Raw genomic sequence first — 12,253 nt, 5'->3', positions numbered from 1 at the left:
TTACCTTCATAAAATGTAAATTGGGTGACAAATGACCTTAAGCGGAATTTTCTTCACTAGTATTAGAAAACAGGCTTGGATCGAGATAGTTAATCCGTGCCAGAGGACTTAAGGCAGCAAGAATTTGAGCGCCATAGCTACGATTAACTACACGACTATCAAGTAAAGCAACAATGCCTTGACTTTCTCTGACTGGAGCGATCGCTCTTTGTAATTCATTCAAGGCTGCTGGCAACAAATATAAACGGAACCAATCTTGATGCGATCGCTTATAACGAGCTACCCTACCAGCTACTAGGGGATTTTCCAAAGATGGTAGGGGCAAAGTAGCAATAATTAACAAATGAGGTGCTGGCAAAACTCGTTGATGTTCCCGCCAAAATTCCCAACCGCTAATCAAAATCCCATTTTCATCTAAACAAGTTTTTTCTACTTGCACCCGCGAACCAAACTCTGAGGCCAGAATTGTCGCCACTTGAGACTTGAGTGGTACATCCCCCACCAAGACAACCGTTAATCCTGGTGCTGTAGCACTTAGACAAACCAGTGTGCGGACTTTGTGAATAAATGCCGCTTGAAATTCTGGTGTGTTAGGTAGGGGCAATTTATAGGGTACATACAGTTGAATTGCTTCCGCTTGATTTTCCGAAGAGAAATTCAGACAAGTTAAATCGTCCAAACCCAGGCGCTGTCGGAAAAGAGGAGCATCAGTTTCCGGTTCTATGGCGCTGCCAATTAAAACTACTGGTTGTCGCTGCCAAATGGGCGAGAGGATTTCCCCTAATTCCATTGGGGCATAGTGCAAAGAAAATAAACCTTGTCGATGGGCAATAGTCGCCCAGAAGAGAGGAGGGGAGGCAGTGCGCCCTTCTCCCAAGGGGAGACGCCAAGGGCGATGCGGTTCTCCGCGTTGTAGCAACTGCCGTGAGGCAGGGGGGGAAAGATTTTCATCAAGGATTTGTAATTGCTGCCAAAATTGTTTCCAAGGTTCTGGTAGTGCTTGTACTGACTCTAAAGCAGAATAGAGACGGCTTAAAATCTCTATTTCTGGCTGGGAAATTAGATAGCACTCATAAGGATTGGCAGGATGCTGAAAAAGTTCGTGTGTTAATTGTATCCGTGCTTCGCTAATTGCCTCAGCTTGGTTTGGGCAAGCTAGCATGAGTTGATCCCAATCATGGGGTTGAATATCTTGGGTAAGTTGATCACGCACCCAATCTTCGAGATCATCTACCCCATCAATAATTGTAGGGATGCCTTGGGGAAAGCGATCGCCACCAGCAAATTGTCCTCTTAACCAAGCTTCCGGGGAGGTTAACAGTAGCCCTTGAAACTCAGCATCAGGCCAAGCGTCACCTGTTCTAATCGATTTGTTGGCTGGTAGCCACTGCTGTAGACGGGGAATTTCTACCTGTAGCAGAAGTTGCTGCACCGCTTCTTGAGCAACAATAATTACAGGGCCATGCCACATTAGGGCTGATGCTACGAAACTGGTGCGATACCGCCCTTGATAGCCACAAACCGCCCCTACTTGAATTAGGGCACTACGTCCCAGGCGCAAGGCGCGTGCTACCAACCGTGCCATCGTCAAATGATGGGGCCAGGAAGGGAACCCCGCCTGCGATCGCAAAAAGTTATGTAGTGACAAGTGAACTTCTGCCTCAATCACACGCTTTTAATTCCATACAAAGTGACTTTTACTTCCAATTGCCCCATTTCTATTATTCAGTTCTCAGCTCTCAGTTACCAGTTAATAGACTGTTTATTGATAACTGTTCACTAATAAGTGTTCACTGACCCAATACCCTGAATTATGCCAACTTACACAGGAATTTCCAGCGAAGCCTTTAGGCATCCACTAGATCGCCAAGCCGAGCAAGCTTTACGAAATTTACCGGGATTTGATTTAATCGCTCGTAAATTTGTGGAATTTATCTACGAACGCCCTCAATTAGTCTATCTAATGGGTAACACCATCCAAGTCGGGCCGCGTCAATATTCCACTATTTACCAGATGTTTCGGGAATGCGTCCGAGATTTGGACATTTACCCAGAACCGACACTGTTTGTCTCGCAAAATCCCCAAGCAAATAGCTATGCACTGGGGCAAGAGAATCCTTACATAGTCATAAATACAGGGATACTAGACTTACTAGACGAAGCCGAAATTCGGGCGGTGCTAGCCCATGAACTGGGGCATATTAAATGTGGTCATACTATTTTAATTCAAATGGCGATGTGGGCGATGAGTGCTGCTTCTGCCTTGGGAGAATTGACCTTCGGCATCGGTAATCTTGTTACACAAGGCTTGATTTACGCCTTTTTTGAGTGGCGGCGGAAAGCCGAGTTATCCTCAGATCGTGCCGCACTTCTGGTGATGGATGACTTGAATCCCGTGATGTCAACGATGATGAAACTCTCTGGCGGTAGTAACAAATATGCCAATGAATGTAGTTTACAAGAGTTTATCAAGCAGTCAGAAAATTATCAGGCACTGGATGAAGATGGACTGAATCAGGTGTATAAATTCTTAATGTACAATGGCGCTCAGGGTATGATGTTGAGCCATCCTTTCCCTGTTGAACGCTTGCATTACTTACGGGCGTGGGCAATATCCGAAGAATACCAGCAAATTCGCCGAGGAAATTATCAGCGATCGCCTGCTTCCGGATCAGTAAATGTTGCAGCCGAATCTTCCGCAAATGAAACAGAAGCTTTACGCCAACAAATTGAAGAATTACAACGAGAAATCGACAGATTCAGAAGGTCTGAGTAAATTGTTTTAGGGTGCGTTAGACAAGGTTAACGCACCACATCCAGCTTATCCAATAGGTTACACGCTCCGTAACACTACCTTTGTTCGGTAATTGCTACTTTCTTTTATGTTTAAGAGCTAACCTTGAACTGAGTATACCTAGTATAATTAGAACGCCATGAATGGAAGTGGGTTCAGGAACAGGTTTAGCACTAGGAAGTTCACGAATTGTGAAAGAAGAAGAGAAATCGTTTCCGTCTAAATCATCGGGAACATCAACAGAAAACGTGAAATCGACGGACTCGCCAGGAGCAACCGATCCCCCAGACCACTGCAAATAGAAAGAACCATCCTGGAGCAGTTGCGTAAATTTAGACGAGGTAGGCTGAGGGTCAGAGCTTGAACCGTTGAAGTCAAAATCTGGAATCGCAAAGCCATAGGGGACTAGAATTAATTCAGGCGGTCCGAAGTCATCATTAACTCCGAAGCCAATCTTAAAACTAAACCCGCTCCAAGTAGAGTTAGTATTATTTACACCTGTTTCGGTAAAAAAATACTCTGTTGTCCCTGCTGAAGGTTCAACGAACAATTGAGTATCAATCGGGGCTATAGCTTGAAAGGTTTTAGGTGTACAAGATAAGCCAGGGAAGTTGAGAATCTGATTCGGGCTTGCAGCTGTGCTGTTGTCGTTATTAGGAAATGGCGTATTAACGGGAGTTTGAACTTGTGTACAGAATATATCGCCCTGACCTGGCCCCGTAGGCGGACTTATGCTAATAATGCTACGAGCCTGTGCTGCTCCACCAAAGCATAGATAAAATGCCAAGGTAGTTACAAGGATTTTATTTATTTTTTCATTTTCTCATATCTCTTTGGTTGTTGGGAATTCCAGCAACCAAATTTTATCAGCACTTACGCATTGACAGATTAACAGAAATGAGCAGTCAAACGATAATTTTGTACAAACTTGGATTTGAGTCTATATTTTGGCAAACGTAAAACTCCTCTTGCTTACTTGGATAAACTGAAAGTACTGCTAATCCAGTTAACTTTGCCACTCTAGTTTTTTTTGGATTCTCTCAAAGCGGATAATATTTTCTAGCTGGACTACCATTCTGTTGGAGGTAGGATAAATTCAAGATTCAAAATTAAGACTTGAAAATTGCTTAACTATATCTCAGCATTAAATTAGATGTAGGCATTTCTCAATATGGCAATTCACTTGACAAAACGGCTTTCTGTGTTCGCTGCTATTCTAGCTCTTGTCCTTTTCATGCCTGGAATTGCCTTAGCTGCACCCGTTCAACTCCATACTACTTCTGGTGTCATTTTCACCCAAACTACCAAAACTACAAGCTACTCCACCTCGTCGAAGATTAACCTGACTCCCTTACAAAGCCAACAACTCCAGGCTGTGCGTCAGAGAAGAAACAGGGAAATTGAGGCAGTCTTAAATACATCGCAACGTGCCCAACTTACTCACAATCTCCGGGCTGGTAATAATATCAATCAAGCCTTAGTAAAACTGAATTTGCAACCAGAACAGCAAGATTTAGTAAAGGCGATCATGCAATTTACTAACTTGAAAATGAAAGCTGTTTCATCTAGGCATTCGCCAAAAATAGTAGAGAAATAAAGGTTTGACTTACAGAGTAAAATTTTGAGCCTTTGTTATAGAAGATATCAATAATATTTTCTCTGACAGCCTTTTGGATAAAATGCGATCAAGCGATCGCACTTTTTCTTATAGGTATTTCACCTACTCAACACTTACGCAAGAACTCTCTGAAACTCTTATTCCTACCCTGCAGGTTCGCTCTTAGCGTTCTCGCAGAGTAGCCGCTGCTGCGTCTATGTGTCCTTTGCGTCCAACTCTTGGAGACGCTGCGCGATTGCGGTAGCCTGCGGCGGACTACGCCTACGCACATCACTTTTAGGCGATATGATCATCTGCAAAGTGCAAATATCTCTTACTCTCAACTTTTGCAACATCTATAATTAATGTTGCCCTATTTAGTTCGTTACCATGTCGGAAGAAGATATCCGAGCCGCAAGGCTGGAGAAAGTAGAACAACTCAAGCAGCTAGGGACTAATCCCTATGCCTATCGTTGGGAATCTACCCATCATGCAGCGCAGTTGCAAGAAAAATTTGCCAATTTACCCAGTGGTGAAGAAGTTGATTTAGAAGTTGCTATAGCCGGACGCATTATGGCGCGTCGCGTTTTTGGTAAATTAGCTTTCTTCACTTTGCAAGATGAAACCGGCACAATTCAGCTTTATCTGGATAAAAATCGCATCCAAGAAAGCATGGCAGATATTGATGCTGATGCCTTTAATCACTTGAAACAACTCACAGATGCAGGTGACATCCTGGGAGCCAAAGGTACTATTAAACGGACTGAAAAGGGCGAATTATCTGTCTACGTTAAACAATATACTATCCTCACTAAATCCCTGTTGCCCTTACCCGACAAGTGGCATGGATTAACGGATGTTGCCAAGCGCTACCGTCAGCGCTACGTTGACTTGATTGTTAACCCGGAAGTGCGGCAAACTTTCCGCCGTCGTGCCCAAATTACTGCTGGGATTCGTCGTTATTTGGAAGAACGGGATTTTTTGGAAATTGAAACGCCGGTTTTGCAAAGTGAGACTGGGGGTGCAGACGCGCGTCCATTTATCACCTACCACAACACTTTAGAAATGGAGTTGTATCTGCGAATTGCCACAGAACTTCATCTCAAGCGCTTGATTGTGGGTGGTTTTGAAAAGGTGTTTGAATTGGGGCGGGTTTTCCGCAATGAGGGAATTTCGACTCGACACAATCCTGAATTTACGACAATTGAACTTTACCAAGCCTACGCCGACTACAACGATATGATGGCGCTGACAGAAGGGATTATTACCACTGTCGCCCAAGAGGTACTCGGCACATTGCAAATTACCTACCAAGGGGAACCTATAGATTTAACACCACCTTGGCGGCGGGTGACAATGCACGATTTAGTTAAAGAAGTTACGGGTTTAGATTTTAATTCTTTCCAAACTTTGGAAGAAGCAAAAACAGCAAGTAAAAATGCTAGTATTCCTAGTGTAGATGAAGCCCAATCAATTGGTAAGTTACTAAATTTAGCCTTTGAAGAGAAAGTAGAGGCCAATTTAATTCAACCTACCTTTGTAATTGATTACCCTGTAGAAATTTCGCCCCTAGCAAAACCCCACCGTTCTCAACCTGGTTTGGTAGAAAGATTTGAGTTATTTATAGTAGGGCGGGAGACTGCCAATAGCTTCTCAGAACTTACCGATCCTATCGAGCAAAGAGAACGCTTAGAAGCACAAGCTGAAAGAAAAGCTGCTGGTGACTTGGAAGCGCAAGGTGTAGATGAAGACTTTTTGACAGCCCTTGAATATGGAATGCCACCTACAGGTGGTTTAGGGATTGGGATTGATCGGTTGGTAATGTTATTAACTGATTGTGCCAGTATTCGGGATGCGATCGCCTTCCCTCTACTCAAGCCCGAAGGCAGCGTTATTAAGGAATTTAGCTACGATCCAAAAACTCAAACACTGACTATTGAATTTGATAGTGGAAGTGTTTACGAGTATTTCAAAGTACCTCCTAGTGTCAAGGAAGACTTAGATAATGCACCGTCTAAAGGTCAATACTTTAACAAGTTTATTAAAGGGAAATTTAAGTTTGAACAATTGAGTTGAGTTAGTAACTGCTATTCAACAGTAGGGTGCGTTAGGCAAAGCCATAACGCACCATTTTTATTGCCTAAGTTGCACTCACTTATTCTATCTGATATTCCTTTAAAAGAATAATACGATTAACATTCCTTATAAGGAATACTATACTGTGAGCTAGGAAGTGACCTGGACTTGGGAACTTTATCTAGATATCAATGGGGAAATCCCCAAAGATTTGCTGGCTTTTTTCATCAGGATGATTCCTGAAGAGGAGCAACCAGAAAATCCACCAAAACCATTACTGAGTAGTTGTTGGATTTAGCTGAAGAATTGCTAGAGAAGTTGGCAGAAATTTTTGATAACTATAAATAAAAAATAGCTGAATTCAGATGACGAAAGGATTCGATACTCAAAAAACAAAAGGAAGACAAAACCACAAATACTATCTCGATTTCTTGCTTGAGGTATTGCAGGTAACACACGACAGCAATGGCAACTCCCAGCTCCAAAGCATATCAATAAGAATGGGCTACTGCCCAAAATAGTCTTGGGAATGCATACTGTAGAAGGCTACGTGGAGAACGAGCAAAAAATTTGGAGACAGCGATTATTTGCTATCAAAATGCCTTGCAAGTGTATAACCGTGAAAAATTTACCAATATGGGTATTCCTTCTCTAACTGATGATATTCTGACTCTCTCCACTGGCTTTTTGTGTGCTGGTGCTAAAAGTGTAGTTAGTACTCTGTGGTCAGTTAATGATTTAGCCACAGCATTATTTTCCATTTTCTACTACCAGCAGCGACAAGAAGGTAATAGCCGTCCTGAAGCTTTACAGCAAGCCCAAATCAAACTGCGCGAACTTAAGAAAGAGGAATTGCTGAAGAGGAAGGATATTAAAAAACTATATAATCACGCAAAAACGGAATTTGAAGAAGCCCAGATTCAAAAATCCCAATACGAGCGAGGTTCAACAGAGCGGTCGGTATCTAATTGATCCCACTGTTGAGTTTTGAGCAAGCTAACCTGCTCTTGAGTCCAAGCATAGAAATCTGTTTCATATAGATGATATGTGTACATCTTTTCAACGGTCATAAGCTTTTATTTAGCAAAACCCCATAATGACTTTAAATAATCAATGGTAGAGCGATGCCTACGGCGGCAAGCTACGCCTCACCTGCTATATAAAAATATTGGGTGGAGCGATGCCTACGGCAGCAAGCTACGCACCACCCAACCTGAAATAATCTAAAATCTAATGACTAATTCGCTACCTCTGCTACCTCAATAACGCGCCCTTCATAGTCCTTGACCAAAAAATTCAGGGGCTTGTGGTTGCGAATCTTCAATTTCAAACCGCGCATTTCGACTCGCATTAAAATCATTTCTAGGCAGTCATGGTCAAAGCAAACGTGGCGTTGCTGATTTTTGCTACCTAAACTCGCGCCAGTAATAATGTGTAACTGGGTGTTTTTCTTTAATTGATACCACAGCCCATCTGTGGCATTATTCATCATTTTGTTAGACAAGCTCGGCCCAGTAGACATATATAGTGGATCAATGCCAGTTGCGCCTATAGTTTGTTCGTAGTTGTAGTAATAGTGCAAGGGCACCTCAGCTGCTGGCAAATCTAGCAGCCCTTCATACAACTGTCGGGCAATCTCCAAATCCGACACCATTACAGTGTGTACTTTTGGGGCACTGGTGAGGAACATCCACATTGCACCAGCATAAGCTGCTAGCAGCATCACCATAATGCCTTGGGTGGAGAACAGGCTATCTAAGGGCAGGGAAGGGAGAAAGGAGCCTAAGGTAAGGGGACTGAGCAGGAACGATATCACACTAACTGCTATAACCATGAACAAATAAGGATTCTATAAGGGAGCCGATTTTATGATTGTCGATTAAGACTAAAATTAAGTCTTTGTTTCTAGTTTATCAATACTCTAGTAGTCTAAATGTGGGCTACAAACTGGGCAACACCAAGATATTATGCGATTAATTACGGGAGTGCAATTCCCAAAACTATTTTAACAACTATCAACTCAAAAACTTGTGCAAATTCCTCATTTTCCCGAAGCTAATCACCCGCTGGTGAAGTCGCTGTTCCATCACAGTGACGATGAACTACTGACTCTGTTTCAGCGCTATCCAGATGCCGGAAAGTACTTTACGGTGATTTTTTGCCGCTATAGTCCCATAGTGTATACCTTAATTCGGCATTCAGCGCGATCGCCTGTGCAAGCAGATTATCTGTTTGCCCTTACCTGGCGACATATCTACTACGAACTCGGTGGACTAAATTTAACCGACTCTGAATTAGGTAAGGAAACCTTAACCTTGCAAAATTGGTTAATTAATATGACAGCTTTCTGTATTAACGAGATTAAGCTACCACCCACAGAAGCAATTCATTATTCTCTTCAAACAACTTCGCCGCCATTATGGTGCTATGTACAACAGGCATTAGACCAATTACCACCTGTTTTGCGATTGATGGTGTTAATGGCTCAAACTTTCCACTGGAGCGAAACTAGAATCGCCGCCTATTTGCAAGCCGAAGGAGAAGCGATCGCCCCAAGTGTTGTAGCCAATTCTCTCCAGGAAGGCTATCGTATGCTAGAGGACAAATTACCCACAGATATTCGCACTATTTACTTTGGGGAAGATTTAGTTCAATCTTGAATTCATGATAAATGCGTAAATTAATTGTATTTAATTTAACAATTTAAAACTTCTTTTTAGACTTTCTACTTAAACCTGTAACTTTACAGGTAAGTTTTATCAAACAATGGCTTGTATTTCCAAGGCAAAAGGTAGGCTTAGTTTGGGCAAGTGCGATTTTTACAAAAGGGCGATTATACTGGCGCGGACATTGGAAGACAGCAAACAAGAAGTGCAATTGCTGGATCAGCTAACTAAAATGCTTCAGCTGAAGTAGGAGGACGGCATCGGAAATCTTTTGCATCGTTGAGAGTAGGGGCGTACAACTGTACATTGGTGTCAACTTAACGTTAAATCGGTGGTTAGAAACCGCGTCTACACAAGACTTTACCTCCAAAAAGCTTGACTTTCTCTTAGCCCACGGAGGAAAGCTCTGTTTGTGTAGCCGCGAATTCTATTCGCCAGGGCTTAAGTTGACTGAATTGAGAACAGCTAAAACTTAATCTACCCCTGCCTTTACTAATTCAAGAAGACAGAACCGTTTCGTTCAATTCTCATGGTACTTCTGCCTTGAGTTGCATCCGTGGCTTCCTTAAATGTAACTTCTAAGCTTCCTGGCTCGGAAGAAGGTTGTGGAGTCACGGTCAACTGTCCGCCATCTTGTCGTTCAAATGTTACCGTTACTGGTGCCTTTAGACCTTGCAGTGTTACATCTGACTTACCTTGTAGCGATCGCGGTGCTGTATCGCCAATCACTTGGAAAGTTACATTAGCCGCAGTGTTATTCACCAACCTGATATTAACTGTACCATTTGCTAGGGCGATCGTAGCATTGGGAGTTTGACGTGGTTGTAGTAGTTGTGGTTGGTCGCCAGAAACCGCGCCTGGTGAGGGCTGTTGAGTTTGCTCGCTAGGAACTGGGGGTGGTGTTGTGACACCTGATCCTGGAGATTCACCGCCGACACTCAATCTTGTTTGCTCTGGTGATGGGGTAGCAGGGACGGGAAGAAGCCCTTGAGCAGCTAGTCTTTTAGTTAGGGCATTAGGAGGACATCCCGGCGGCACCACAACCTGATTATTATGTGGTTCTTCGTAAAAAATTCTTGGACAAGGGTTAACCTTGGGAGGAGACTGCTGTGCTACTACTTGAGGAATTACTGGCAGACTAATCAGTAATCCCCCACAAATAGCGCCAAATAACTCAGCGGACTTGCGAAAATTTTGAGATTTCATATTCTTTGTGGACTCCTAAAAAAACACTTATTTTTTTAATAGTTTTTAAACAGCAAATTTAATGCGGCTAAATACTGCAATTGTTATTATATAAAGTAGTCAATTTATTTAATTTTCTACATCTATCACAGGAAACAAATATTTCTTGCCGAATTAAGACTCAAGAGTTATTGGTAAAGTTACAGTAAACGTAGTGCCAATGCCTTGGATACTTTCAACTTGAATATGACCTTGATGATGTTCGACAATAGCTTGAGCGATCGCTAATCCCAATCCTGAACCAGTCGCACTGGCTGTAGCTGTATTCCCAGTTGTATGAGTCCGTGCCGGATCTACCCGATAAAAGCGGTCAAACAAGCGTGGTAGTGCTTCTGCTGGAATTCCAACTCCGGTATCACTCACTTTAACTTGCAACTGAGCACTGGTGTAACGTAATCCAGAAAGGCGATTTATTCCCTCTATCCGCGCCAATCCCACTTTCACCCGTCCACCTGCTGGAGTGTAATGTAAGGCATTAGCAATTAAATTTGTGAACAGCCGCACCAGTTGATCCCAATTGCCTACAAGAGTAAACCAATTTTCCAGTAATTCGGGGCTTGTTTCTGAGGCGGGAGGGTCAACTAAATCTAGAGAAAGGGTGATTTCTTTTTCAGGGACTAACAATTCTTGTTCTTCAACCACTTCCATCAGCAAGGCATCCAGCGGACAAGGTGAAAAAATATCTTTGCTAATACCACTATCCTGCCGTGCTAGAAACAGTAAGTCATTGACTAACTTACCCAAACGCTGCGTTAACCGTTCCACCACCTTTAACTGTTGGCGATACTGCATAGAAGTAGTTGCTTCTGTCTCTGCTAAATCCAAGTCAGCAAGGGCAACTTGCACATTTGTTTGAATCAAAGTAATGGGACTTCTAAGTTCGTGGGAAGCATCAGCAGTAAATTGTTTGAGGCGTTGGTAGGATTCACCTACAGGTTCCATCGCTTTACCCGAAAGAAACCAACCACTTGCTCCGACACAAAGCACCATTAACCCAATACCTAGCGCTAAATCAAAAATTAATTGGCGACTGGGTTTAGTGACTTCAAACCAGGGATGGCTTACACGCAGATATCCTAATACCTGCCGTCCCATTTCCACCCGTTGGGTAACTTGTCGCAATAACAGTGCTGAGTTTTGAGTTTTGAGTTTTGAGTTTTGAGTTTTGAATTTTGAATTCTCACTCTCTTCCTTGACTACGCGTACAGTTTCGCCAGTGCGGTTAGCACGAATGGGAATATTTAGTGGTTCGGATAGCGTTGACCAAACTAATTCACCAGTCGGACTAAACCATTCTAGGTCAATATGGTCATCTTCTACAGTGTCGGCATTATCACGAAAACTGGCTTCTAGATTAATGCGAAATTTGTCAACATCATTATTGATCGGCTCAACTACAAGCGATCGCTCTACAATTTCCACTACATGATTGAGGGTATCGTCAATCCGCTCGATTAATGTACTGCGGACATATAAATATACTCCACTGGCGAATAATAGTAGTAATACAGCGGTGATAGCAGTGTACCAGACGGCAAGACGGCGACGAGTAGTTTGAAACATATTACAATGCAGAAGAAACTGCTTTAAATAAGCGAGTTAGGGAATTTGCCAGAAGGAGTTTATCTTGTTGAACGGGTTCCTATCCAAAATGGCATCACTAACAGCGATACTTTACCCAATTTAGAAGTAGCAGTTAACAAAGAGTTAGTCTACAACCAAAATCTGCAATTGCCAATTGCCACCGCAGCTAAGGAAACTGAAGAGAAAAAAGAAGCTCGAGAAAAATAACTGTTTTGATATTTTAATTTTTTCAATCGATAAAAGCGATAATTAAGGACAAACCGCTTCACTTGGATGCCCGATTTAATTTAC

General features: G+C 42.7%; 12 protein-coding genes and 1 pseudogene. 7 read left to right on the top strand and 6 right to left on the bottom strand.

Translation table 11 applies throughout. The features are described 5' to 3' along the window. Positions 1-37: 37 nt before the first annotated feature. A complete protein-coding gene (locus Q0541_RS01735; protein ID WP_298904665.1) occupies positions 38-1,669 on the bottom strand; it encodes an ATP-dependent DNA helicase in 1,632 nt (543 codons plus the stop codon). 144 nt (positions 1,670-1,813) lie between these two features. On the opposite strand from Q0541_RS01735, the gene Q0541_RS01730 reads away from it, so the two are divergent. After that, positions 1,814-2,776 (top strand): M48 family metallopeptidase, encoded by a 963-nt coding sequence (locus Q0541_RS01730; RefSeq protein WP_298904662.1) that lies wholly within the window; start codon positions 1,814-1,816, stop codon positions 2,774-2,776. Between the two features lie 94 nt (positions 2,777-2,870). Here the strand turns inward: Q0541_RS01730 and Q0541_RS01725 are convergent, their stop codons facing one another. Beyond that, complete coding sequence (locus tag Q0541_RS01725; protein ID WP_298904660.1) at positions 2,871-3,581, bottom strand: PEP-CTERM sorting domain-containing protein; 711 nt, start codon at positions 3,579-3,581, stop codon at positions 2,871-2,873. A 384-nt stretch (positions 3,582-3,965) separates the two neighbouring features. Between Q0541_RS01725 and Q0541_RS01720 the strand changes: the two genes are divergently transcribed. The 4 genes from Q0541_RS01720 to Q0541_RS01700 all read left to right on the top strand — a co-directional run bounded on the left by Q0541_RS01720 (position 3,966) and on the right by Q0541_RS01700 (position 7,439). Continuing rightward, on the top strand, positions 3,966-4,391 hold the full coding sequence (locus tag Q0541_RS01720) for a hypothetical protein (RefSeq protein ID WP_298904655.1): 426 nt from the start codon (positions 3,966-3,968) through the stop codon (positions 4,389-4,391). 390 nt (positions 4,392-4,781) lie between these two features. Then, positions 4,782-6,467: a lysine--tRNA ligase gene (gene lysS / locus Q0541_RS01715; protein WP_298904652.1), complete on the top strand. Its 1,686-nt coding sequence runs from the start codon at positions 4,782-4,784 to the stop codon at positions 6,465-6,467. Positions 6,468-6,624: 157 nt separating this feature from the next. Further along, complete coding sequence (locus Q0541_RS01710) at positions 6,625-6,765, top strand: hypothetical protein (protein ID WP_298904649.1); 141 nt, start codon at positions 6,625-6,627, stop codon at positions 6,763-6,765. A 338-nt stretch (positions 6,766-7,103) separates the two neighbouring features. Further along, positions 7,104-7,439 (top strand): CHAT domain-containing protein, encoded by a 336-nt coding sequence (locus Q0541_RS01700; protein ID WP_298904989.1) that lies wholly within the window; start codon positions 7,104-7,106, stop codon positions 7,437-7,439. Here Q0541_RS01700 and Q0541_RS01695 read toward each other — a convergent pair. Continuing rightward, positions 7,427-7,522, bottom strand: a pseudogene (locus Q0541_RS01695) (DUF29 family protein); the annotation flags it as partial. The gene Q0541_RS01700 and the pseudogene Q0541_RS01695 overlap by 13 nt on opposite strands. Before the next feature lie 182 nt (positions 7,523-7,704). Further along, a complete protein-coding gene (locus tag Q0541_RS01690) occupies positions 7,705-8,301 on the bottom strand; it encodes a glyoxalase-like domain protein (protein ID WP_298904646.1) in 597 nt (198 codons plus the stop codon). A gap of 196 nt (positions 8,302-8,497) precedes the next feature. Between Q0541_RS01690 and Q0541_RS01685 the strand changes: the two genes are divergently transcribed. After that, positions 8,498-9,127, top strand: a complete 630-nt coding sequence (locus tag Q0541_RS01685; protein ID WP_298904643.1) for a sigma-70 family RNA polymerase sigma factor — start codon at positions 8,498-8,500, stop codon at positions 9,125-9,127. Between the two features lie 498 nt (positions 9,128-9,625). On the opposite strand, the gene Q0541_RS01680 is transcribed toward Q0541_RS01685, so the two are convergent. Together Q0541_RS01680 and Q0541_RS01675 are read right to left on the bottom strand one after the other, a co-directional pair. After that, positions 9,626-10,339, bottom strand: coding sequence for a hypothetical protein (locus Q0541_RS01680; protein WP_298904639.1), 714 nt, complete (start codon positions 10,337-10,339; stop codon positions 9,626-9,628). Between the two features lie 153 nt (positions 10,340-10,492). Further along, positions 10,493-11,941, bottom strand: a complete 1,449-nt coding sequence (locus tag Q0541_RS01675; RefSeq protein ID WP_298904637.1) for an ATP-binding protein — start codon at positions 11,939-11,941, stop codon at positions 10,493-10,495. 45 nt (positions 11,942-11,986) lie between these two features. Here Q0541_RS01675 and Q0541_RS01670 point away from each other — a divergent pair, with 45 nt between their 5' ends. Then, on the top strand, positions 11,987-12,169 hold the full coding sequence (locus Q0541_RS01670) for a hypothetical protein (RefSeq protein ID WP_298904634.1): 183 nt from the start codon (positions 11,987-11,989) through the stop codon (positions 12,167-12,169). Positions 12,170-12,253: the final 84 nt, after the last annotated feature.

The organism is uncultured Nostoc sp. (assembly GCF_937863485.1).
Lineage (GTDB): Bacteria > Cyanobacteriota > Cyanobacteriia > Cyanobacteriales > Nostocaceae > Nostoc.
The sequence above is the reverse complement of the archived record's forward strand: the minus strand, read 5'-3'. Positions and strand labels throughout refer to the sequence as shown.

Excerpts from the sequence above, each read along its gene's own strand:
- Q0541_RS01730 (WP_298904662.1), top strand. The coding sequence starts at position 1,814 with ATGCCAACTTACACAGGAATTTCCAGCGAAGCCTTTAGGCATCCACTA.
- Q0541_RS01720 (WP_298904655.1), top strand. The coding sequence starts at position 3,966 with ATGGCAATTCACTTGACAAAACGGCTTTCTGTGTTCGCTGCTATTCTA.
- lysS (WP_298904652.1), top strand. The coding sequence starts at position 4,782 with ATGTCGGAAGAAGATATCCGAGCCGCAAGGCTGGAGAAAGTAGAACAA.
- Q0541_RS01700 (WP_298904989.1), top strand. The coding sequence starts at position 7,104 with ATGGGTATTCCTTCTCTAACTGATGATATTCTGACTCTCTCCACTGGC.
- Q0541_RS01690 (WP_298904646.1), bottom strand. The coding sequence starts at position 8,301 with ATGGTTATAGCAGTTAGTGTGATATCGTTCCTGCTCAGTCCCCTTACC.
- Q0541_RS01680 (WP_298904639.1), bottom strand. The coding sequence starts at position 10,339 with ATGAAATCTCAAAATTTTCGCAAGTCCGCTGAGTTATTTGGCGCTATT.
- Q0541_RS01675 (WP_298904637.1), bottom strand. The coding sequence starts at position 11,941 with ATGTTTCAAACTACTCGTCGCCGTCTTGCCGTCTGGTACACTGCTATC.